We start from the raw sequence: 22622 nt of genomic DNA, 5'->3' as shown, positions 1-22622 counted from the left end.
TCGCCCCGCGACGCGGCATCCTCCTTCCGGCCTGCGGGCCTGAACCCAAGGGCTTGCGGCTCCCGTGCTCGTCCAGCTGTCGATCCGCGACATCGTTCTGATCGATCGGCTCGACCTCGATCTGGGGCGCGGCATGACCGTGCTGACCGGCGAGACCGGGGCGGGCAAGTCCATCCTCCTCGATGCCTTTTCGCTGGCGCTCGGCGCCCGCGGCGACGGCACGCTGGTGCGCCAAGGTTTTCCCCAGGGCCAGGTGACCGCCGTCTTCGACATCGACGCCGATCATCCCGCTCGCCAGGCCGCGCAAGCCCAGGACATCGATGCCGATGGCGACCTGATCCTGCGCCGGGTGCAGATGGCGGACGGGCGAACCCGCGCCTTCGTCAACGACCAGCCGGTCAGCGTGCAGACCCTCAAGGCGCTGGGAAAAACCCTCGTCGAGATCCACGGCCAGCACGACGACCGGGCACTGGTCGAGCCCGCCGTGCACCGCCAGCTCGTCGACGCCTTCGGCGCGCTTACGGCGCCGCTCGAAGCCGTGCGCGCGGCACATGCCAAGGTGCGAGCGCTTGAAACCGAACGGAAATCGGAAGAGACGCGCGTCGCGGCGATCCGTGCCGAGGCCGATTTTTTACGTCACGCTTATGCCGAGCTGACCAAGCTCGCCGTCGAGGCTGGCGAAGAGGTTTCTCTCACCAACCGCCGGCAGACGATGATGGCTGCGGAAAAGGTCGTCGCCGATCTGCGTGATGCGCAGGAGGTGGTGGGCGGCGACGGACCGGTCTCGGCGCTCAACGGCGCGCTGCGCCGCCTCGACCGCCGCCAGGCGCAGGCACCGGCGCTGATCGGCCCGAGCGTCCAGGCGCTGGATGCGGCGCTCGCCGCCCTCGACGTCGCCCGCGAGACGCTGGAGCAGGCGTTGCGCGACGCGGAGTTCGACCCGCGCGAGCTCGAGCGCATCGAAGAACGCTTGTTCGCCATCCGCGCCGCCGCACGCAAATACGCGGTGACCGCCGACGCCCTCCCCGCCCTCGCGGAAAGTCATGCCGCGACGCTGGAAAAGCTCGATGCCGACGAAGCCGAACTCGTCACGCTCGCCGGCGCCCTCGTGCAGGCCGAGGCCGCCTACAACAAGGCGGCCGCCACGCTCTCCGCCGCGCGCAAAAAGGCGGCGACCGCCCTCGATGCCGCGGTCAACGCCGAACTGCCGCCGCTGAAGCTGGAGCGGGCGCGCTTCATCACCCAGGTCGAACCGGAAGCACCGGGACCGGACGGCATCGACGCCGTGGGGTTCTGGGTCGAGACCAACCCCGGCACGCGCCCGGGGCCGTTGATGAAGATCGCCTCGGGCGGCGAGCTCGCCCGCTTCATGCTGGCGTTAAAAGTGGCGCTGGCCAACAAGGGCTCGGCGCCGACGCTGGTGTTCGACGAGATCGATACCGGCGTCGGCGGCGCCGTCGCCGACGCGATGGGCGCGCGCCTGGCGCGGCTGGCGTCGCGGGTGCAGGTGCTCGCCGTCACCCATGCGCCGCAGGTCGCGGCGCGCGCCGCGGGGCACTTCCGCATCGCCAAGGACGCCACGGACGAAGGCCGCCGCGTGGCGACCCGCGTCACTACGCTGGCGCCCGAGGCGCGGCAGGAAGAGATCGCGCGCATGCTCGCCGGCGCCACGGTGACCGACGAGGCGCGCGCCGCCGCGGGGCGGCTGCTGGCGGAAACGGAGTAAGCGCGTGGGCCTCATTCCCGACCTCGCCAACCGCGTCTACGACCATTCCTTCCGCATCGATCCGATCGTGCGGACGCTGCTCGACACGGATTTCTACAAGCTTCTGATGCTGCAGATGATCTGGAAGCTGAAACCCGACACGCGCGTCGGCTTCGGCCTGGTGAACCGCTCGACGTCGGTGAAGCTGGCCCAAACGATCGACCGCGACGAATTGGTCGAGCAGCTCGACCATGCCCGCACCCTGCGGTTCCAGCGCAACGAGCTGGTCTGGCTTGCCGGCAACTCCTTCTACGGCCGCAAGCAGATCTTTGAGCCGGCCTTCATCGATTATCTCGAACGGTTTCGGCTGCCACCCTACGAACTCGCCGAGCGCGACGGGCAGTTCGAGCTGAAGTTCGACGGGCTTTGGACCGAGACCACGATGTGGGAAGTGCCGGCGCTGGCGATCATCAACGAGATGCGCGCGCGCAACGCGATGAAGGGCTTGAGCCGTTTCGAGCTCGACCTGTTTTACGCCCGCGCGAAGGCGAAACTCTGGGGCAAGATCGAACGGCTGCGGGCACTGGCCGAGGAAGGCCCGCTGCGGATTGGCGATTTCGGCACCCGCCGCCGCCATGGGTTCCTGTGGCAGCGCTGGTGCGTCGCCGCGCTGCAGGAAGGGTTGGGCCAGAACTTCACCGGAACGTCCAACGTCAAGCACGCGATGGACCTCGGCGTCGAGGCGATCGGCACCAACGCGCATGAGCTGCAGATGGTCTTCGCCGCCGAGGCCGCCGACGACGACGCCCTCCGTCAGGCGCCGTTCGAGGTGCTGAAGGCGTGGTCGAAGCTCTATGGCGGCAACCTGCTGGTGCTGCTGCCCGACACGTTCGGGACCACCAATTTTTTGGCCGCCGCGCCGGACTGGGCGGCGGACTGGACCGGCGCCCGCCCGGATTCCAAGCCGCCGATCGAAGCGGCGGAAGAACTGATTGAATGGTGGACGGCCCGCGGCCGCGATCCGCGGGACAAACTGGTAATTTTGTCCGACGCGATGACGATCGATACGATCGAAGAAAGCGTCCGGGCGCTGCGTGGCCGCGTCCAGGTTTCCATCGGTTGGGGCACCAACCTCACCAACGACTTCGTCGGCTGTTTGCCCAAGGAACGGCCGATCGACGTGAAGCCCGTATCGCTGGTCTGCAAGGTGTTCGAAGTCGACGGCCGCCCGGCGGTGAAACTCTCCGACAATCCCGCGAAGTTCTTGGGACCGCCGCACGAGGTGGAGCGTTATACGCGCGTCTTCGGCTATCAGCCGGGTGTCGCGCGGGAAGCGTGAGATGCGCGGCTCGGCGTCATTGCGAGCGAAGCAACGCAGGGGTAGCAAACGCAACCCTAGGAGCAGCGACGCCTGGGTTGCTTCGCTCCGCTCGCAATGACGGTGCCCAAGAATTATAACGGCGCCCAACAATCATCGCGATGGAAGCGTGCTTTCACTCGAATCGAAACGCCGGTGACGGCGTGACGAAATGATGCGCCGCGCTGACGGTGAAGGCGAGGCCGACGCCGGCCGCCACCATCAGCCCGGCATAGCCCCAGCGTTCGCGCGGCACGCGGCCCTCGCTCGCGTAGGGTGCCCAGAGGAAGCAGACGAGGCCGAGCAGCCCTGAAAAGATCGAGACGGCTGCGAGGTCCGTATTGAGAATGCGAGGCTGCGCGAGATCGCGCGCGAGAATGGATTCGATGCGCAGCGCCACGCCGGATAGGCCGGCGAAGAAAATGCCGACGCCGAGCACGTCGCCGCGCGACGGTGTTTGTTGACGCAGCGCTGTCGCGGCGACCGGCAGGTAGGCCACGGCGACCCCGGCGGACACGGATAGCGCCAGACCGTTGAGCAGCAGGATGAGGTGCATCGGCCGCAAACAGAGAGACAGCAACGCATAGACGCCGATCAGGCCGCCGAGGATGCGCAACAGCCGGCAGGCGAGGCAGTCATGGATCGTGGCGGGCATGGCTCTCTCCCATCCGGGCGAACAGTTCGCCGATCATGCTCTGCACCCGCGCCTCGTAGCAGCGGATGGCGTCCGCCTTGACGCGCGTATGCTCGCTCACCACGGCACGAAGACGGTCCCCGACGACATCGTCGATCGTGGTCGTGCGGGCTTGTGGTGCCTCGCCAAACCAATGGCGGAGCGGAACCGGCCAAAGCATCAGCGTCTCCATCCCAAAAGGTTTGGGCCGTTGGTTTTACGCAGAAGCGCCTCCAGCAGGTCGGCGAAGCGCTGGTCGCTTTGGGTGCGCGCCGCGGTCGCCGCCGTGCCGGACTCCGCGATGCGGATCATCTCGCGCGCGTCCTGCAGGCGCTTGTCCTGCAGCGCCTCGTTCTGCTGGCGCAGCGCCGCAATCTCGGCGTCCTTGGCCATCAGCTTGCGCCGGACTTCCCAGGCGATGAGTCCGGCGAGCAGCGGCGCCGCCGCCCAGAGCCCGAGAACCTTCAGCGCCTCGTTGACGAAGGGCAGGATGACGGGGGTGAAGTCCATGGATACTCCAAGGCGTGTATCCTCCCGCACTGCGTGGGCGAGGATAATGCCGGCGTCATTGTTTCTTGTTCAACCAACGCGAGACGTCGGAGGGGCCGCCGTGCACGGCGCGGACGATGAAGAAGCTCGAGATGATCGCCCACTCGAAGACCGCGCCATATTGGCCCGGCGCCTGCGGCACGCCGAGCACGTCACGGCCGAACAGGAATTTCGACGCCAGAATCGTCGCCCAGAAGACGAGGCCGAAATGGATCGCCACGGCAGCGCCGACGAACCACGAGACGAAGCGATAGATGCCGCTGCCGTAAAGCTGGACCTTCATCGCATTGTCGGCGACATCGGCCGTCAGCGAGGCCTTGATGACCTCGGCGTCCGACGCCGTCGCCGCCACGAAGCCAGCCTCGGTGGTGGTCAGCTGCGTCCGTTTGTAGTCCGACCACGCCTTGACGAAGGGGGTCAAAATACCGCTGATCAGCGGCATGATGAGCGCGAGAATCGCCATCGCTTCCTCCTACTTCGCGGTCGTCGACGGATCGACCGTGGCGGGATCGATCTTGGCGGGCTCGATCTTGGCGGCAGTGAGATGCCCCCTGATCGCCAGAAGCCCCGCGACCAACGCCAGTCCGCTCATGATCTTCAAGACAATGCCGTCGCTGAAGAAGGCATGCCACACGCCCTGATCCTTCAGCGGATCGAGGTCGGTCGGCTGCAACCCGGCGACCGTCTTCACCGTCGAGTCCGCGGCCGATTTCATCGCGCCGAGACCCGACATGAGGAAGGCGACGATCAGCGCCTTCTTGCCCTCGAACCAGAGCTTGATTTTGCCCCAAAGGCTGCCTTCGGCCGCCTCGATGCGGGCGATGACGCCCGCGGTGACCGCGTACTGCATCAGCCAGTGACGGATGAAGAGGACATAAGCGAGGGTCCACGCAACGGCGAAGACGAGCATGGTGATGACGGCGGTTTTCATGGTTTGCACTCCTATGCGTTGAGACCGAAAAGGGTTTTGAGGCGGCTGGCGAAGGTTTGCGGACGTTCGACCGCAACGGTCGTCGGCGCCGGGGTGTCGCGCAATGCGGTGCGCAGGGCGGTGCTGAACTGCTGCGCGACCACCGCGATCGTGTGGGCTTGGTCCGTGCCGTTGATGATTCGCCGAGCCCCGACCCAATCGGTGAGGTCGGCGTTGAACGCATCGCCGAGCTTCTTGCCGGTGAACAGCCCGCGCAGCATGCCCTCGAAGAGAATCTTGACCGCGACATCGAGCTGCAAGGCGCGGTCGGGATCCGCCACCAGATCGACGCCGCAGACGGTCGCCATCTTGACGTAGTTCGCTTTCCAGGTGAGCTGCACCAGACCGCGGCCGTAATAGACCTGATGCGTCGCCGAATCCGCGACGCCGTAGGCTTTCCCACGCCCCTGCCCGATCTCACGCACGGGCTGCATCGTGCGGCCGGTCTCCCAAAAACTCGTCGCGAGCATATAGGCGATGAAGCGCAGGTCGGTGACCTCGCGACGTTCGGCCTCGGCGAGAAGTGCCTCGCAACCGGCGACCTGCGCGGCGGCGAGACCGTGAAAGACGGCGCTTCGTACCGCGTCGAAAAAGGTTTTCCTATCGAAGCTGATCGGCATGGCTGGCTCCAACGAAAAGACCCGCGCGCACGAATGCGGCGGGCCAAAGGAACGGTCCGGACGTATCGGATGATTGGCGGCGTCTAGCCGAACAGGGCGAGCGACGAGAACAGCGCCGTCCCGAGTGTATTGGGTGCCGTGATCGTCTCACGCACGAAGATCAGGTTCGTGTTCGAGATCGGCGACGGCGTGGAACAGGGGATCAGCGCCATGCCGTTCATCGCCACGCCATCGTTGACCGCATTCGTCGTCACGAAGGACCCGTTCGTCGCCGTTCCCGACATCGCGACCGTCGCATCGACGCCCGTCACGGACGATTTGGCGAGAATGCCGACCTGCGGAAACGCCATTCCGAACACCGCCAGCTGCATCGGGCTGATGTCGAGGGCGACGACGTTCAAGCCGCCATGCATGGCTGCGGGGTCGCCGATCTGCAGCGTATCGCCGACCGACCAGGTGGTGACGTCTGCGGCGTTCGTGACGCCCAGCTGGTTGGCTGCCGGGACCGCCTTGATCCAGGCCGATTGCGCGGGAGTCTTGGTAATGTTCCAGATGCGGGCATAGGACACGCCCGCCATGACGCCGCCGTAGAACAAGGACGCGTCATTGGTGCCGCTCAGGGTGACGACGGTGGAGGCAATGCCCGACGCTGTCGACGTTCGCGGGATCTGGCCGCGCGCCACATCCATCCGATAGATGGAGACAACACCATCACCGCCCGGCGTGAAGAGAAAAGCGCCTATCGGCGCACCCGTCAAGGCGCCGATGACACTGGCCGATTGGTCGGTGATCGTCCACTTGCCGGCGCCGTTGCTGGCGAGGGCGATGTAACCGTTCGGGATGCCGATGGCGACAAATGTCGCTCCGTTGATCCTGTCCGACCCGACCGCCGCGATCGCGATCTTCATTGCCGCGGAACTGGCACCGGATTCGTCGATGACGAGAAGTCGCGTTCCCGTTGGATAGGCGGACGCCGGCGGCAACGTGATCGTACGCGGCACCGTCAGGGCCGTGATCGCGATCAACCGATCCGTCGGAAGCGCAGCATAATTGGCATCGGCAACGGCCGTGCGCGTGTTGGTCACGACTTCCGCGAGCTTCGCCGCGGCAAACCCGCCCGGCGTCGCGCCATCGTGGACCTGGACGCGGTTGTTGGTGGTATCGACGAGCAGCTCGCCCTGGGCACCGACGAATGTTTGCAAGAAGGCCGCAGCTTCGCGGCGGCGTTTGACCTGGACGCTCATGTTCGCTCCCTAACTCGTGACGACGCCGTCATCCGAAAACCGCCGCCACGATCCGTTGGAAAATGCGGCCATGATTCCGGTGCCGGCGCCCGCCGCCTCGCCGAGCTTGCGGCCGTCGCTGGCGAAGGCGAGTGCGCCGTCGAGGCCGGCGGGCAGGCTCGCGACGGTGTAGGACGCCGCCGACAGAAGCGCTTTGATCGCAAGATTGCCGGTGGCCTGGTCGGCGACGTAGACTTGGTGAAAGCTCGAACCGTCCGGCGAGACTTTCAGCTGATAGCTATCCGAGCCCAGCAACCCTGCGAGAGCGCGGGCCGAAAAGTTCGTCTCAAAGGTCAGGCTGGCATCGTTGGCGGTCGCCGCCTTGTTAAAAGTGAAGCGACAGGAGTCTGTGGCGGCGCTGAAGAGAAACGAGGTTCCGAGAACGCCGAGCGCATTGTTGGCATCCGCCGTGCAGCCGGCGAGCCCGACGTGGCCGGTGGCGGGGTCGATGTCGAGGGCCTGCGTCCACGACGAGCCGGTGGCCGAAACGCTGATGCGGTAGCGGTCGCTTGCCAGCAGGCCGGCCTGGGCTCGGCCGGAATAGCCGGTCTGGAGCAGGTGCGCCGCGCTGTCGGTCGCGGCCGTCTTGTTGACGGTAAGCTGCACGCCGGCGCCGATGTTATCGAACAGCGCGGCGGCCGTTTTCATCGCCAGCTTGTTGGTGGCATCGGCCGTGGTGTTGATGCCGAGCGCCGAAAGATTGCCGAGGCTGGTGATGTCCGTGTTGGCGCCCGCCGCGGCCGCGCCGATGTTTTGCCGGGCGGTCACCGCCGTCGTCGCCCCGGTGCCGCCGGAAGCGACCGCGAGCATCGCGGCGCCGTCGGAGGCGAGCCCCATGTCGATGGCGTCCGTATAGGGGTCGGACGCCAAACCATAGGTGTCGGTCTCGCTTGCCGCGAGACTGGCCGCGCCCTCGTCCAGCGGCGTGCCTTGAGTCAGCGCCTGCGCGACCGGGCCGAACAGGCCGGAGCCGACCGGTGTGATCGTGTAGGCGACGCAGGTGGAGAGATCCTGCAGCGCGCCGCCGAACACGTTGAAGCTGGCGAATTTGAGCGAAACCGTCTCGCCGATCGCCGTCGCCGGCAGCGTGTAACGGTAGACCGCGCCGTCGAGGCCCAGGACCGGCGTGCCGACGGCATGGGCTCCGCCCTGGGCGCCGTAAACCGCGCGCTGCAGGCTGGTCAACGTGTAGGTGCTGGCGCCGCTCAGCGTGGCGCTGCCGTAAGACACGATCTCTGCGCCGACAAGCATCAGCGACGGACTCGTCGTGCTGACGCCCGTGAGTGCGCCGTCGCTTTCGGCCAGAGTGACGACCATCTGCGACGATGGCGCGGCTGCGCTCGGGGCCGTGAGGGCCGCGGTCAAGAAACCCTGACGCGCCGGCGTGGAAACGGTGCCGACCTGCGCGTAGGTGACGCCATCGGTCGACACGTAAACCGCCGCGCCGCCCCAGTTGGGATCCGCCTCGCCATTGCTGCCGCCGGAGACGCCCAGCCAGATCTGCGCGGCGCTGCCTGTGAGATCCGCGGGCGGCTCGAAGATCACCGGCGGATTCACCGCGGCGGCGGCGACGTTGCGGTTGATCGGCGTGTTGACCGCACCCGCCACGGGATAGGCGACCGTGGTGCCGACGGACCCGGGATATTCCTCCGCGATGACGCTGAGCAGACCGGACGAATCCTCCTCGATGGCGACGATGCGCACCGGCGTCTTGGCGAGACCGAGGCCGGGATCCGTCAACGTGACGAGATCCATCGGCTCCAGCAGGCAATAGTCCCACGAGAGCTGGAAATGATAGGTGTTGCGGATGTAGAGGCCGCGCTGGAGGATCAGCTGGGCGGCGATCGCCCCCATCGCCATGTCGCAGAACTCGTGCGCCGTCACCGTCGAGGCGATGCGCAGGCCGTAGAGCTCGATGGCATTCTGATCGCGCGCCTCCACCGGCGTCGCGCTGTACTGATTGGCGCGATCCAGAACCTCCAGACGCACGACATTGGAAGCGGCGTAGGGATCGATGCGCGCGACGGTGACAGGATCACCACTGCCGTCGTAGACGTAATCGTCATCGTCGAGATCGAAGACCGGCGTCGTGTTCGGCTGAAAATTGATCGCCGCACCGTTGAACAGCGCGCCCGCCACCGGGGCGTCGCCGAACGGAATGATTTTGAGCCGCCCGCCCGACCACACCGCGGCGCTGTTGGTGATCTGCAACCAGCGCGCCAGCGTCGTGTTGGCGGTTTCCTGGTCGCTCAGGCAAGGCGAAATCGCGAGCCCCATCGCCTGGCAATAGGTCTGGTACGATCCATCGCCGGATACGCCGTAGAGGCTCGTCGCATCGATGCTGGCAGCGGGAAAGCCGACGCCATATTGCGCGTTGGTGAGGAAATCCGCGATGACCAGCGCGGGATCGGCATCATGCGCATTGACGACCGCGCTGGTATAGAGCCGGCCGTAGACCTCGAAGGCGATGGCATCGATCGACGCGCTCGATCCGAGATCGAAGAAGCTCGAGGCCGCGTAGGCCGTGCCCTGATACCCCAGCGCCGCGGCGGGATAGCTGGCAGTCAGGAATCCCCATGGCACCTGCGGCGTCGTGCCGGCGAACAGCGTGAGGAAGAACTCCGACGCATTGTGCTCGGCCTGCCCGCGGAACACCGTGCCGAGCGCCTGGATCGGCCCCTCGCCGATCGCGAAGATTGCGGCGGTGGAATAAGTATAGCCGGCGAGGCTGGTTTTCTGGCCGCCGCCTTTGCCGCCGCTGCTTTGGGTGAATTGCGGATGCGTCTGAAAGTCGTCCGCCCAGATCAGGTTCGGCGCCACCTGGGTGATGCCGTAGACGATCGGGATCGGCAGCGCGCTGCTGGCGGTCTGCAACTGCAGCGCGGTATATTGCGGGACGGCGACCGCCGTGTTGGCCTTGGTGCGAAAGATGCTCATGGCGCACCCCAGGGACTGAAGAACTTTTGATTGCGCACGGGATCGCTGAGGACGGTGTTGGCCGCGACTCGCTCTTCGAGTACGCAGCCGGCCGGCGAGAAGGCGTGGACGATGGTAAGCGGCTTGTCGTTTGTGACCACACCACCGTGGGCGTAGCAGCGGCCATAGCGGAATACCGCGACATCACCGGGCTGCGGCGCGGTGCGTTCATGGCAATGGTCGAGGACAAAACCGAGATAGCGCTCCTCGCCGCGATGCAGGTGCCAGTCCGGCGCATAGGGACGCGGATCGAACGGCGCGCAGAGCCCGGTGTCGACGAACACGCGGACCAGCAGCATGCCGCAATCGACGCCGACGCCGATGAGATCGGCGCAGGGATGGTAGGGCGTGCCGATCCAGCGCCGCGCCTCCGCGACGACGGTTTTGCGCTCGAGCGCCTCTTGCATGGCGGGATCTCAGTAGGCCGCCGTGGGCGGCGGCACGAAGGGAAAGCCACGAAAGTTGGCGAGGTTGTTGAACTTGGCCTGGCAGGTCGCAGCCGTGTGGTCGCAGCCCTGATAGATGGTGAAGGCATCGCCAGCCGCGGGCGTCGCGGCCAGCGGATAGCTCAGCGTCAGCGATACGCCGGCGGCCGCGCTCCTGACGTTGGCGGAACTTCCGGCGTTGGGGCCGGACGAAAAGGTGATGGTGCCTTGCCCATAAGCCGCCGCGGCCCCGGCCCAGAGGATGGTGGCAGGCGTCGAGCCGGCTCCCACGGTGCCCGTGGTGCCGAACGCGTTCTTGATGAGGCTACAGCCGGAATCGTAGAGCGTGTGTCCGCAGGTCGGCTGATAGAGATTCCGCGGCATGTCGAGGTCGAGCAGTACGAGATCGGACGCCACGGTGATTTCCGCGCTGGTGCGGCCGATGGAATCGACGCTGGTGACGCGCCCCCTGAATAGGATGACGCTGCCGATCGGGACAGATCCCCAGCTCGCGAGAAAGGCACGCTCGCGCTGCAACTCGCAGCCGTCGAAGACGCCATGATGCAGCGCGATGAGGAACGGCACGCCGCCAATCGTGTCGGTCGGCTGCGCGGCGATGCTGATGTGCTGCTGATCGACGTCGAGGCCGGTGGTGCATTTGAACGTCAGCCCGTCGACCAGCACGGAATTGGCGGCGAAGACCGCGCCGTTCATCGCGATCGGCACATCGGCATTGGTGTAGGTGAGGATCACGCCCGAGCGCAGCGTGAACGTGTAGCAATCCGCCATCAGCAGCGGCGCATCCTTGGCGCTGCGCTGGGCGGCGAGAAAGCTGACGAGCGCAGACGATGCCGCTCTCATGGGCGGATGCTCCGAAATTTCAGGGACTCAAGCGTCCATAACCCGCTCATGACGTTCTCGAAGTCCTGCTGGTCGTCGAGGAAACGGCAGAGAAAGGCGTAGGAGAAGTCCGCGCTGAGGGACGCGCCGGCGGTTGGCGCCGTGGGAAACGTCACGATGTTCGGCGCGGCCAGCCCGCATCCGGCCTGTGCGATGCCGTTGACGTGGACCGCATTCAGTTGGGTCGCGTAGGACACGGGCTCGGTGAATCCGCCGATCGTGCGCTGTAAGACGAAGCTCGTCGTGCCGCCGTCGCCGGTGCCAAAGGCCTGGCCATGCGCGGCATTGTCGGTCGGATCGCTATAGAGGAAGGTGCCGAATTGTCCCTGGCATTGCAGGTAGAAGCCGAGCAGGATCTGCAACGAAGTGGGCCCGAGCGACGCTGCCGCGCTGGTCGCGAGGCCGTTTGAGGCCAAGGCGTCGAAGGTAACCTCGAACTCGTAGAGCGTGCCGGCGTAGAGCGAGGCGCGCACCTCGCGGCCGGAGACATGGCTCGCGACACGCGTGGAAAACGTGGGCCGCTTGTGCACCGACCAGCCCTGGCCGGCGAGTTGCGGAAACAGCGGTGGCGTGGTCACAGTTGTCCTCGCATGTTTTTGGGTGCGTCCCCGCGATGTCATCCCGGCCGAAGCGAAGCGGAAGGCCGGGCCCCATGAACACGATGTTGGGCGATGGGTACGGCGCTAGCAGCGGCTGACCGGTTGCTGTGCCTGCATCACGGTGCGCATGGGTTCCGGGCTCGCGCTCGGCGCTCCCCGGGGATGACACTCGAGGAACACCGCGTAAGTAGCTCAATGTCTTAACGCACGCTCACCAGCGTTACGGCGCCCGCGGCAAACACCTGCCGCATGAATTCCTCGAAGTCGGCCTGATCCTGGGCAAAGCGGCACAGCAGGGTCGCCCCCAAACCGAGCTCCGCCGGCACCGGCACCAGGAACGGCATGGCGGCGCCGCGCATCGCATCGTAGAATCCGGCCAGTGTCGCGAGATCGCCGACGATGCCGGCGCTCAGGCGATCGAAGCTCATGTCGATCTGCCACAGGGCCGTTGAGTTGCGTCCGAACCGGCTCTCGCGACCTGTGACATGCGCCGCCACGGCTGTGGCAAACACCGGGCGGTAGCGCACCGACCAGCCCTGCCCCGCCAGATTCGGAAAGGTCTGCGGCGGCGGCGGTATCGGCGGCGGGTCTGGCAGTGCCGGCGCGACACCAAAGTCCTTGCCGTTGAGCCAGGTCCCGGTCGGCCAGTTCGCGGCATCGCCCCAGAGGCTCAAAGCCGGAAAGGCGGGGAACGGCCGCGCATCCCAGTTCCATGCCACCATGAAGGTCGGCTCGACCATGGGGAGGCCGGCGGCGCTGACGGCGTTGTGGCCATCCGTCGTCCAGTATTCAACCACCGACTCAAGGGCGAGCCGCGCCAACAGATCGTCGCGGCGCGGCTGGTAAGTCGCGCCGGCCGCGGGATCCCAGATCGACCAGAAGGGCGTAAAGCTTTCGCTCGACTTGGGGTCGTAGAAGACGTTGGGCTGGTTGGTCGCACGGTCGCAACTGGGAAAGCCGAACTCCGCGAAGATGATCGATTTCGATTGCGGCGCCCAGGCCGTCGCCGGCCCGTGCGGTGCAAACCCGAGCCCGTCGCCGGCATCGTAGATCGCTTGGTGCGAATTGTGCCACCACCAGCGAAGCTGCTTGTTGGCGAGCGGCTGTTGGTCCGCAGCGTAAGGCGAGCGGTTTTGCGCCAGACGATCGGCTTCCGGCCGCGACACCTGCAAGTCCGAGCCACCGGGATCGGGCCCGCGCCCCTGGTTCGTCGAGTCGGCATAGAACCAGTCGTATTTCTCGCCGCCCTCGATGTTGGCCTTGAGATAGGTTTTGTCCCAAAGGCTCGGCGTGCTGGAAAGGCCGAGGCCGTTCATCGTCGCGGGCGTCGGAGGCCAGGCGCTCGGCGCCGGCACGTTCCAGTTGGCGGCATCAAGCCCGCCGTCGCCGGTGGTCCAGTCGGATAGCGGCAGATAGTTGTCGAAGCTGACGAGGTCGATAGCCGGATGCGCGTAGAGCGCATCGAGATGCGGCCATTGGCCGGATGAATCCACATGTTGCACGCCCATCCAGTCCGACCAGTCCGCGGAATAGGCGATCAGATTTTTGAGCGCCGCGCGCGGCAGCGATGCCGCATCGAAAATCCCGCGGACATCAGCGGCTAGCTGCGCGAGACCCGCAACAAAGGGATAATCCCAGGTTGCGGCGCCGGAACTCGTCAACGTGCCCGCCTTGGTCCACCCTGGCCCTCGCAAGATTTCGAGGCCGCGCAGCTCCGAGCCGATGAGAAACAGATCGACGCCGCCGGCGATGACGCAAAGGTTGGCGTAATGCAGGATCATCCGGCGGAACGTCCAATCCGTCGGCGCGCCCACGTAGGCGACGGTGAGAGCGGTCGTGTCGCGCGTGAACTGCGAGGCCGATGCGCTGCCTAGGAATCCGGCGACGGCGCTCGTCGCCGCCGCGCTGATGTCGGCGCCGGCAAACGTGATGCGCCCGCGCCAGGGGTAGCCGGCGCAGTCCATCAGGAGGAACGGGTAGAACACCACCCGCAGACCGCGCCCGCGCAGATCGCGGATGCAGCGCACCACCGAGGGGTCGGACGGCGTGCCGCCGTAGACCGCCGAGCCGCCGCTCGTCGACAGCGGGATGAGCCCGGGCGACGCCGCCGTCAGCCCGGAGCAACGCCAGGATTCCGCGGCCCATGTGCCGTCGACGAACGCATCCGACGGGCCGGCGGAAACGTTTGTTGCGGGATAGATGGCGCATTGCGTCACATCCACCGCATTGCCGAACCAGGCCACCACCAGCGACACGGTCGTGCAGCCGGGATAGCGCGCCTGCAGCTGGTCGAGGGCGATGCTGTAATCGGTGCGCGTGCCGGCGGGCGCGGCGTTGAGGTTGACCACCACCGGCGCGCTCGCGCCGAGCGCCGTGGCGCGGTGCGGCAGGGGATCGTAGACCCACTCGCCCGAAGCCGGGAGAAGCGCGACGCCGCGGGGATCGGTCATGTGCCCAGCGGGCTCCGCAGCTTGCTCAGGCCGAGATGCGCGCCATTGCGCACGGAATCGTTGATCGCGCCGAGGATGGCCTTGCCGTTGCCGTTGAAGAACCGTTTGACATCGCGGCTATCCATCGCGGTGACGTTGAAGTGGGTGGCGTGATGCACGTGGACGTCGCCGCCCGTGCTGGCCCCGGCCGCATCGCGCATGCGCGCCGCAGGGCCGGCGGGCACGATCATCTCGCCCTGGTGCACCTGCGCGATCATGTCGGCCGGCAGGCTCCAGGCGCCTGTGGCGAACGACGGCAGCGCGGCGCCGGCCGCAAGCACCGTCGCTTGGCCGGCCATCGCCGGACCCGCGGCGGCAGGCCCGAGCAGCGGCGAGAGGAAGCCAAAAATGCCAGCAAAGGTTTCGGCCGCCGAGGCGACGATGCTCTTGCCGATCGCCAGTACCGTCGAGGCGGCATCCGCCGCCGCGCCGCTCGACGCCGCACTGGAGCGCGCCGCGGTGCCGGCGACCACCGCGCCGGTCTTGGTAGCCTCGCCCGCGGTGGTCGTGGCCGTCTGCGTGGCGACGCCGGCCGCCCAATCCGCCACGCTGCGGATGCGAGCCTGGATGAAGGACTGGATGATCGACAGCAGCACGTTTGACACAGCCTGGCGCAGCGTCTCCTGCCCCTTGATCATCCCCATGATCGAGGACGACACGCTGGATCCCGCCTGCTCGAAGGTGCGGCGATAATCCGCATAGATCTGCTGGTTGACGGACCGCTCGATGTCCTGGCGCTTCAGCGCCGATTGCGATGCCAGCTCGTCAATCTGCCGCTGGACGTTGGCGAAGGCGACGGCGTTGTCGGCGTAGGTCGATTGCAGAAAGGTGAGATGGCTGCGCTCGAGCTGCTCGCGCTGGCTTTCGAGTTGCAGCAAGGCCGCCAGTTCCTGCTCGCGCGACATCTGCGAGAGCTGCGCCTGCTCCTTGACGGCGGATTGTCGTTCCTTGATGCCGTTCAGGGCGATATCGGTTTGCGCCTTGTCGCCGGAGCGGGCGATGGCAAGTTCGTCGTCGCTGTAGGATCGCGCGCTGTCGAGACGCTGCGCCATGCCCGCGGCATAGGCCTGGCCGAGCGCGGCGAAGGACGCGTTGATCTGCGCCGCGCCGGATTGCAGCGTGCTGGTGGTGGCCGCGACTGCACTTGCGGCGTCGGCAAGACCTTTTTGCAGCTCGGAAATGTCTGCTGAGAAGGTGATTTTGACGTCGTCTGCCATGGGGCACCTAAACGTTCAGTTCAAATTTGTGGGACGCCGTCTTTGTGAGCCGCGGGCGAAGCAATCCAGAGTCGTACGCCGCCGTCTTGGGATGCAGCTGCCCTGGGTTGCCTCGCTTCGCTCGCAAAGACGGCCCCGTCGGAAGCCGCCGCCAACTAGCGATGCCGAATGACACCATCGGGAAAGCCGGCGATGAGTTCACCGATGTTGCTGGGATCGTCCGCGCAACGCGAAGGCGCGCGCGAGATCTGGTACACCGCCGCAAGGATTTCATGCGTCGGCGGGGCGTCCCACCAGTACCGCAACAACGCGAGCACGTCGTGCATCGGCATCGCGTCGAGTTGGTCCGGGGTAAAACCGCAGGCGGTCATCAGGCGGGCGTAAAGGCTGCTCCAATCGAGGCGGCCGGTAAGCCCGCATCCGCTTCCCCCAACAGCGTGTCTCCGCTTTGGGCCGGCAGAAAGCCGCCGAGGCGCAGCACGCTGGCCATCGCAGCGGCGATCTCGGGGGCCTGCGCCTCGACGTCGTCGAGACCGGCTGCGGCTTCGACATGGTCGCGTGCCAGTGCCACCCGCACGATCGCCACGGCTGCCGCGACGCTGCCGGTCGGCGCCGCACTGGACGCGAGCAGCAGCGGTTCGATGGCCTGAACCTGCGCCAGCGTCAGCGGCCGCACCGGCCAAGCGTGGTCGCCGAGCCGGATCGTTTCAGCTTGCAGCCGCATCACGAGGCCTCCGTGAACGACCAGGTCATCACCGTGCCGGTCGGATCGGCGAAGCAGGAGAAATCGAACTCCGGCAGCACGAAATCCTCCATCTTCGTTTGGAAGGAGAGCTTGCTGGAGGTGCAGGCGTTGAGTTTCAGCGACACGTTCTGGCCCTGGAAGGTGGTAAAGAACTGCGCGGCGAAGGTCGGCGTGGTGCCGGCGAGCTGGTTGGTCACCGCAAATTTCTGGCCCGCTGCCGCGATCGCGTAAGTGTAGGTGAGCAGCAGCGCCTTGCCGGCGTCGCCGGCGTTGAAGGTGTAGACGCCGGCGGCGAGCGTGTACTGGCCGAGCGTCGGCGTCGTCGCGACCTTGATCAGCGGCAGGCCCGTCGCGGCGTAGATCACGCCGCCGTCGTCGGCGAAGGTGACGGCATTGGCCGGGGTGACCGTATAGGGCGCGGCGTTCGGCACGCCCGCCACCTCGGCGAAAGACGTCGCCAGTTGCCCCGCCACGGGAGTCACGCCATAGAAAAGATTGGCGAAGGCGAGGCCGGAGATGCGCGCCACCTTGGCCTTGCCGGTCGTCTTGATCGTGCCGCGCGCCAGTGCAATCGGATGCTGGAACTGGCCATACAATTCCTTGACGGAGGCGGTCTCGTCGATCGTCACCTCTTGCACGAGGCCGAAGTTGACGGGCGTGGCGTTGATGATGTCCGTGCGCGTCCCGATGAGGACGCCGGAGCCGAAACTGTACATGGGAATGGTCCCTCCTGTCGGATGGTTTGGGGCTTACAGGTCGGCGGCACTGGCCAAGAGCGCGGCGAGCCGGCGCTTCAAGTCTTCCTTGGCGCCGTGCACGGCATTCCAGACCTCCGTCGAGCGCGCGACGAGCGAACCGTGAAAAGTTTCGAAGAACCAATGGTCGACCAGCGTATCGACCTGATCGGCCGCGGCCTTGAGGCTGTCGATGTCGGGCATAGCAAAAGACTCCTTCAGGGCAGGATGATCGTGATGGGAACGACGAGCAGGCCGTCGCCGTCGAGGTCGCCGGGATCCTTCAGCGGCTTGCCGTCGATCGCGCAGCGGTAGGCCGCACCGCCGAGCGTGACGCGACCCAGCGCGATGTCCGGGCCTGTCGGCGCGAAGGCGGCGTCGAGCGCGTCCATGATGGCGTTGAGGCGCGCGGCACCCACAAGGTCTGGGTCATGGGCATCGACGTAGACGAAGAGCTTTAGCTCCAGGCTGCGCTTGGGGTCCGGTCCGGCGCCTGCCGCGTAGGTTTCGAACCCGCCCTCGAAGAGAAAGCAGGCCGGCCGGTCGACCGGCGCCACATCGCTCCATAACCTGAGGCGCCGCGACGGCGACGACGCCCAGGGATAGGCCGCCGTGACCAGCGCCAGCAGCGCTTCAACGGCCCGTTCGCGCGCGTCCATAAGGAACTCCTATTGCGCCCCGAGGGCATCGAGAAGCGCCGCCTTCAAACCATCGGCGATCTCCGCCTGCAGCTCTGCGAGGGCAGAGCCGAGGTAGGAGCGGGCGGGGATCATCGAACCCGGATGATGGACGCGTTTGGCGAAAGCGGGACCGCCGGCGCCGGCAAAGCGCAACGCCAGCGCCTTGGTGGCGACGATGTCGTGCGCGGCGGTGCGGCCGCCATATTCCTGGATCGCGGCATAGACGACGCCGGTGCTCTCCAGCGTGATCGTGATCGCCGCGGCATCGGCCGCGAGCGCGGCTTGGATCGAGGCGCGCAGGGCGCCCGAGCGCGTCTGCAGGACGCCGCCGGTGAGGTTGGCATCCACCTTGGTGGCGAGCGCTGCGCGGAACGTCTCCGCCTTGACTGCGAGCGCCGCCAGCACGGCGTCGTCGTTCGGCAGCGCGCTCATGGTCCGACCACGCGGCGATAGGGCTGCAGCAGGCGCGACACGACGTCCGGCATCGCCTTGACGATGAAGCTGGTGGTTTCCTGCCCACCCAGCGTCTTCGCGCTCTGGCCGATGCGCTGCCGCGCGGCATAGCGGTCCGCAGCCCACTCGCAGCAGGCCCGCGCGAGATCCGCGGGAATGTAGCCGTAACGCAGCACCACCGCGGTGCCGGCATTGACGGCGGCAAAGGTGTAGACGCCATTGGCCACGGTGTAGAGACCCGCGGCCGGAACCGGGCCAGCGATGAGCGGCCTGCCCGTGACATCCATCACCGCGCCGTCGCTCTGCCAGGCGCCGTAAGGCGCGGCTGCGGTGACGAGGTACGGCGCAGTGGTCGGAATGACCGCGTTCTCGCCCGCGATCTCATAGCCCGCGCGATAGGTGATCGCGACATTCTGGATCCCGTGAGGCATCACCCCGCTGCGCAACGACAGACGCTGCATGCAGCCGGGCGGACCGGGATCGCCAATGTCGAGGATCGCGGCAAAGACCTGGCTGCCATAGGCGGCGGGCGTGGCCGCGAATGAGGCAGGCCGATCGTCGATGGTGAAGGTTAGGATCTCGGTGACGGGCCACTGGCGCAGCACGATCGACCGTTCGCCGCTGCCGTCCCGCGTTTCGGTATAGACCGTCGGCGTCACGCTGCGACCGAGATCCGCCGCGATCGCCAAGCTGATGTCGGTAATAAGGCCGGCGAGCAGATCGTCGTCGCCGCCGCTGGCGACGCCAAGCCAGGTTTTCAGCGCAGCAAGTGTGGTCAGGTCATGAGGCGAGGGCATCGCGGGCGGTCTCCGGTGCAAAACGTCAGGTTCGAGCCACCGCCTGGCGCAAGGCACGGCGCAACTCGGCGGTGCGGGTCGATGGCGACGCGGCGCGTCCGAGGCCGACCAGCGACGCGATGACGGCACCGCGGGACATTGCGTCGATCTCCCGGACACTGGGCAGCGGCGGCGTTTCGGCCTTTGGCGCTGTCGGCGCCCAAGGCTCGACGCCGTGAGCCAGGAGGTGAGCGGCGTCCGCCTCAGGCGCCTCGATCGAGCCGTCTGCCGCCACGGCAAGCGTGACGCCGCCATGGATCACGAGCCGGCAATGCGGTGGCGTGCGGAATTTCATGGCGGACGCTCCCAACGATGGACGAGGCGCGAGATCAGCCGTTGCCGATGTTAGTGATCAGCGCCATCGACGGCGGGAAGTAGTGCTGCAGCACTTCGTCGGCATACACGCCGTATTCGTAGCGGCGTGTGCGCAGCGGCCACTCGATCTGGTAATAATCCTGGCGCGTGCGCACCTGGATGAGGTTGCCGACGCCGGCGAGCGGATAAGGCAGCACGCCGGTCGTCATCAGCAGCGTGCCGGCCGGCATGTTGGGGTGCACACGAATGGCAACCACGCTGCCGCCCTGCATCGAGAAGCGGTTCAGATAGGTGCGCACCATGATGCCGCCGCCGAGAAAGTCCTGCGACACGTCGAAGACGAAGCGCTGCGCCGTCGCGGCGGCGCCCGTGACGATCTTCTTCGAGATGTTCAGCGCTTCCTGCGAGCTGACCCAAATCGTGTCCGGCGAAAGGCGGTAATTGTCCCACATGGATTTCAGCGCGGCATCGATCTCCTCGATGCCGCCGGCGCCGTCCGCAGTGAGCGTCGTGCCCTGCCCCGCCGTGCCCTGAGGCATCGTCGTCACATAAGCGCCGGAGCCAGGCTTCGCCGCCTGGGTGATCAGGCCGTCGAACGCCAGCGCGTTGCAGGAATTGTCCGCCGTGCCGAGCGACGCTGCCGTTTGCGTCCCCACCGCCGCGCCAGAAATGACGACCGAGGCGATCGCGGTGAGCGTGCCCAGAATTTCGCTGCCCGCGGCACCCCAGAACCAGGCATAGCCGACAGCTCCAAGGACCGGCGCGACGCTGGCGCGGATGAGGTGGGTCGCGTTGCCGTCGTTCGCCGTGGTGATCATGGCGTTGACGGACTTTTTCGCTGCGCCGCCACCAAAGGTGTCGCTCGTGCCATCGGCGTTGGTCCGGGTGATCTGGCCCTGGATGCCGCCGGTCAAGGTGGCGTTGATCATGCCGTCGTGCGTCAGCGCCACGCAGATGACGCTTTGCGCGAGATTGGCCGCCAAACCGCCGCCGACAGCGACGTCGCTGAGGGTCGGCGTTGGCGTGGCGCCGAGCGGCGTCGAAGCGCAGCCGCCCAGAATTATCGCCTCTTCGCCGAGCATCAAGGCTTCGAGACCGGTCTTGGCCGCGATGGCGCGGACGTCGTCAAAGCCCTGACCGGCGTATTGCGCCTCGAAGTCGACGCTGGTCTCGACGCCGATGCCTTTGTAGGTCGCGGTATAATCCTGCGTCGCAACGGCCAACGCGCCGCCGCGGTTCGCCGCCGAGACGCCGAAACGCAAACCATTGGTGTTGATCGCGGTGATGGCGCGCCACGCGGCCTGGGTGCCCCCAGCGCCCGAGACCCGCGGGATCATGTTGCGCAGGGGCGTCAGCACGGGATAGAGGAATTTTGCGCCGAGCTCGAGATCGTAGAAGGTCAGCCCCGAGGTCGCGCTCATGCTTTCGGTAAAGGTGCTTTTGGCGAGCGTCGTCGACGGCATGCCGCTGAGCGGCTTCTGCTGCGCGGTCTTGAGATTGCTCAGGACTTCTTGAAGGTTGGTCTCGGCCATTGTGGTGCTCCTGGAAAGATGTCGGGACGTGCGTCGGCAGCCGCGCCGAAGCGCGTTGGCCGGATGCATGCGTGAAGGGTGCTGTTAGCGGCGCGTGGCGCCCTGGCGCTGCGCCAGTTTTATGGCGAGCAGCGACAGCGTGTTGGGATCCGCGAGCAGCGCATCGAGGCCGGCATCCGCCGGCGCGCCGTCGTCCTGCTTGCTGACGGGGCGGCCCTGCATCGCGAAAGGCAGCGGCTGCGGCTGCTCTTCCACCGTCTTGAGGCGGGCCGCGATGTCGTCCAGCGTCTTCGCAAAGCGATCCGCCATCGCCTCGACCTGCTTGGTCAAGGCGCCGAAATGCGTCTCGACCGCGCCGAGATATTTCGAAAGATCGACGGTCTGCCCTTTCTGCGCGGCGCAGACGGCCCCAAGATCAACCGCCGTGTCATGCAATTTCTGAATGCGCGCCTGATCGGTCGCGCTGTTGCGCGCGCCGGTCTTTTCCACCGCGCCGTCGGCTGCCGCTGGCGCATTCGACGCACCGGCCTCGCGGCGTTGCTCCGGCTCCCTGAACGGACGCCATTCGTGCGACCCGTCGGCCTTGATCATCTCGAACTTGGCTTCCGACAGACACGGCAGATCGACGAGCGAGATTTCATGCGGATCCGCCGTGTAACGCTTGGCGCCCTTCTCGTCGGTCCAGCGCCGGGCGTAGGCGCCGCCTTGCGAGAAGCCGGTGTAGACGCCCTCCGCGACCTTGATCCATTCCGCGTCGTCGACGACTTTGGCGCAGATCTCGATCTGCTTGGCGTCATCGTTGAAGGTCAGCGCAGTGACCTTGCCGGCTGCCACCGCGCCATGCATCGCGCGCAGATTGCCGAGCGACTTGCCGCCGCTCGACGTGGCGATGGCGTCCGACCATTTTTCGTACATCGGTTTGGTCGAGGCGTAATCGCAGATCTCGCCGGCACGGTCCGCAATCTCCGCGGTCGCGACGCCGTAGACGAGACGCTGCACCGCGTCGACCTTGGTGATGGGGATATCGAGACGCAGCATGAGGGCTCCTTGGTGAAGGGATGCGCTATCGCGCAACAGGTCATGCACCGCCGTTGCGAGCACCGGGTCCGGCCTGCTGGCGGCCCCGTACCGGCTCCGCGGAGCAACTCAAAGCGACTGCAACAGAGATTATGGGCGCGGCCCTGGGTTGCTTCGCCTTCGGCTCGCAATGACGATGATCGATCCGCGCCGACCGCTACTAAGACGCAAGAGGTTCGTAGGTGAACTTCTTGGACCACCCGATCGTGAAACTTTGCGCCATAGTCTCCGCGCCCCCGCCCACGAGAATGTCGAAAACGTTTCCGACCGGCACGGCCTTGATGACGATGTCCCTCGTCTCCACGCCATCATCGGGATCGATGGTCGTGAGCGCGAAACCGTCGCCGTATTCGGTGATCGTGCCGTCGCGGGCGGTCGAATAACTGCGCCGATAGTATCCCAGGAACGGCACCTTGCGCGCGGTCTTGTCGTTCAGCAGCTTGTCGACAGCCGACGGGGTCAGGACGATGCTCGGCATACGCAGGCC

The 22622-nt window shown here is 66.5% G+C and carries 26 protein-coding genes; 2 read left to right on the top strand and 24 right to left on the bottom strand.

Annotation, left to right across the window (positions count from 1 at the left end; translation table 11 throughout):
* Nucleotides 1-64: 64 nt before the first annotated feature.
* Both recN and GSQ79_RS18420 read left to right on the top strand, forming a co-directional pair.
* On the top strand, nt 65-1726 hold the full coding sequence (recN, locus tag GSQ79_RS18425; RefSeq protein ID WP_158810132.1) for a DNA repair protein RecN: 1662 nt from the start codon (nt 65-67) through the stop codon (nt 1724-1726).
* Between the two features lie 13 nt (nt 1727-1739).
* Complete coding sequence (locus GSQ79_RS18420; protein ID WP_158810194.1) at nt 1740-3044, top strand: nicotinate phosphoribosyltransferase; 1305 nt, start codon at nt 1740-1742, stop codon at nt 3042-3044.
* A gap of 154 nt (nt 3045-3198) precedes the next feature.
* Here GSQ79_RS18420 and GSQ79_RS18415 read toward each other — a convergent pair whose 3' ends face one another.
* The 24 genes from GSQ79_RS18415 to GSQ79_RS18300 all read right to left on the bottom strand — a co-directional run bounded on the left by GSQ79_RS18415 (nt 3199) and on the right by GSQ79_RS18300 (nt 22613).
* Nucleotides 3199-3717: a hypothetical protein gene (locus GSQ79_RS18415; protein WP_158810131.1), complete on the bottom strand. Its 519-nt coding sequence runs from the start codon at nt 3715-3717 to the stop codon at nt 3199-3201.
* Nucleotides 3698-3916 carry a hypothetical protein gene (locus GSQ79_RS18410; RefSeq protein ID WP_158810130.1) on the bottom strand — a complete coding sequence of 73 codons (219 nt, stop codon included), beginning with the start codon at nt 3914-3916 and terminating at the stop codon, nt 3698-3700. The genes GSQ79_RS18415 and GSQ79_RS18410 overlap by 20 nt, the downstream gene beginning before the upstream one ends.
* Nucleotides 3916-4245: a hypothetical protein gene (locus GSQ79_RS18405; RefSeq protein ID WP_158810129.1), complete on the bottom strand. Its 330-nt coding sequence runs from the start codon at nt 4243-4245 to the stop codon at nt 3916-3918. The genes GSQ79_RS18410 and GSQ79_RS18405 overlap by 1 nt, the downstream gene beginning before the upstream one ends.
* 55 nt (nt 4246-4300) lie before the next feature.
* Entirely contained in the window at nt 4301-4747 is a 447-nt protein-coding gene (locus GSQ79_RS18400) for a hypothetical protein (protein WP_158810128.1), read from the bottom strand.
* A 9-nt stretch (nt 4748-4756) separates the two neighbouring features.
* Nucleotides 4757-5215, bottom strand: a complete 459-nt coding sequence (locus tag GSQ79_RS18395) for a hypothetical protein (protein ID WP_158810127.1) — start codon at nt 5213-5215, stop codon at nt 4757-4759.
* Nucleotides 5216-5226: 11 nt separating this feature from the next.
* Nucleotides 5227-5874 carry a glycoside hydrolase family 19 protein gene (locus GSQ79_RS18390; RefSeq protein ID WP_158810126.1) on the bottom strand — a complete coding sequence of 216 codons (648 nt, stop codon included), beginning with the start codon at nt 5872-5874 and terminating at the stop codon, nt 5227-5229.
* Between the two features lie 83 nt (nt 5875-5957).
* Nucleotides 5958-7118, bottom strand: a complete 1161-nt coding sequence (locus tag GSQ79_RS18385; RefSeq protein WP_158810125.1) for a hypothetical protein — start codon at nt 7116-7118, stop codon at nt 5958-5960.
* Nucleotides 7119-7127: 9 nt separating this feature from the next.
* Nucleotides 7128-10094: a phage tail protein gene (locus GSQ79_RS18380; RefSeq protein ID WP_158810124.1), complete on the bottom strand. Its 2967-nt coding sequence runs from the start codon at nt 10092-10094 to the stop codon at nt 7128-7130.
* The gene (locus GSQ79_RS18375) at nt 10091-10540 is read right to left on the bottom strand and encodes a hypothetical protein (protein ID WP_158810123.1); all 450 of its coding nucleotides are present in this window, start codon (nt 10538-10540) and stop codon (nt 10091-10093) included. Before GSQ79_RS18375 ends, GSQ79_RS18380 begins: the two co-directional genes overlap by 4 nt.
* Before the next feature lie 9 nt (nt 10541-10549).
* Nucleotides 10550-11419: a DUF2163 domain-containing protein gene (locus tag GSQ79_RS18370; protein WP_158810122.1), complete on the bottom strand. Its 870-nt coding sequence runs from the start codon at nt 11417-11419 to the stop codon at nt 10550-10552.
* Nucleotides 11416-12036 (bottom strand): DUF2460 domain-containing protein, encoded by a 621-nt coding sequence (locus GSQ79_RS18365; protein ID WP_246725424.1) that lies wholly within the window; start codon nt 12034-12036, stop codon nt 11416-11418. The genes GSQ79_RS18370 and GSQ79_RS18365 overlap by 4 nt, the downstream gene beginning before the upstream one ends.
* Before the next feature lie 221 nt (nt 12037-12257).
* On the bottom strand, nt 12258-14507 hold the full coding sequence (locus GSQ79_RS18360; RefSeq protein WP_158810120.1) for a glycoside hydrolase TIM-barrel-like domain-containing protein: 2250 nt from the start codon (nt 14505-14507) through the stop codon (nt 12258-12260).
* Nucleotides 14504-15763 (bottom strand): hypothetical protein, encoded by a 1260-nt coding sequence (locus tag GSQ79_RS18355; protein ID WP_158810119.1) that lies wholly within the window; start codon nt 15761-15763, stop codon nt 14504-14506. The genes GSQ79_RS18360 and GSQ79_RS18355 overlap by 4 nt, the downstream gene beginning before the upstream one ends.
* A 155-nt stretch (nt 15764-15918) precedes the next feature.
* Nucleotides 15919-16134 (bottom strand): hypothetical protein, encoded by a 216-nt coding sequence (locus GSQ79_RS18350; RefSeq protein WP_158810118.1) that lies wholly within the window; start codon nt 16132-16134, stop codon nt 15919-15921.
* Nucleotides 16134-16490 (bottom strand): hypothetical protein, encoded by a 357-nt coding sequence (locus GSQ79_RS18345; RefSeq protein WP_246725423.1) that lies wholly within the window; start codon nt 16488-16490, stop codon nt 16134-16136. The genes GSQ79_RS18350 and GSQ79_RS18345 overlap by 1 nt, the downstream gene beginning before the upstream one ends.
* Nucleotides 16487-17224, bottom strand: a complete 738-nt coding sequence (locus GSQ79_RS18340) for a hypothetical protein (protein ID WP_158810117.1) — start codon at nt 17222-17224, stop codon at nt 16487-16489. The genes GSQ79_RS18345 and GSQ79_RS18340 overlap by 4 nt, the downstream gene beginning before the upstream one ends.
* A gap of 33 nt (nt 17225-17257) precedes the next feature.
* Entirely contained in the window at nt 17258-17446 is a 189-nt protein-coding gene (locus GSQ79_RS18335) for a hypothetical protein (protein WP_158810116.1), read from the bottom strand.
* A 14-nt stretch (nt 17447-17460) separates the two neighbouring features.
* Complete coding sequence (locus tag GSQ79_RS18330) at nt 17461-17901, bottom strand: hypothetical protein (protein ID WP_158810115.1); 441 nt, start codon at nt 17899-17901, stop codon at nt 17461-17463.
* A gap of 9 nt (nt 17902-17910) precedes the next feature.
* Nucleotides 17911-18354 (bottom strand): hypothetical protein, encoded by a 444-nt coding sequence (locus GSQ79_RS18325; RefSeq protein ID WP_158810114.1) that lies wholly within the window; start codon nt 18352-18354, stop codon nt 17911-17913.
* Nucleotides 18351-19172 (bottom strand): hypothetical protein, encoded by an 822-nt coding sequence (locus GSQ79_RS18320; protein WP_158810113.1) that lies wholly within the window; start codon nt 19170-19172, stop codon nt 18351-18353. The genes GSQ79_RS18325 and GSQ79_RS18320 overlap by 4 nt, the downstream gene beginning before the upstream one ends.
* Nucleotides 19173-19197: 25 nt before the next feature.
* Complete coding sequence (locus GSQ79_RS18315; RefSeq protein ID WP_158810112.1) at nt 19198-19506, bottom strand: hypothetical protein; 309 nt, start codon at nt 19504-19506, stop codon at nt 19198-19200.
* A gap of 34 nt (nt 19507-19540) precedes the next feature.
* Nucleotides 19541-21058, bottom strand: a complete 1518-nt coding sequence (locus tag GSQ79_RS18310) for a hypothetical protein (protein ID WP_158810111.1) — start codon at nt 21056-21058, stop codon at nt 19541-19543.
* A gap of 84 nt (nt 21059-21142) precedes the next feature.
* Complete coding sequence (locus tag GSQ79_RS18305; protein ID WP_158810110.1) at nt 21143-22096, bottom strand: hypothetical protein; 954 nt, start codon at nt 22094-22096, stop codon at nt 21143-21145.
* Nucleotides 22097-22295: 199 nt separating this feature from the next.
* A complete protein-coding gene (locus GSQ79_RS18300) occupies nt 22296-22613 on the bottom strand; it encodes a hypothetical protein (RefSeq protein ID WP_158810109.1) in 318 nt (105 codons plus the stop codon).
* Nucleotides 22614-22622 lie beyond the last annotated feature (9 nt).

Source organism: Beijerinckia sp. L45 (genome assembly GCF_009765775.1).
GTDB lineage: Bacteria > Pseudomonadota > Alphaproteobacteria > Rhizobiales > Beijerinckiaceae > RH-AL1.
Note: the sequence above shows the minus strand (reverse complement) of the source record. Positions and strands in the feature narration are given on the sequence as shown.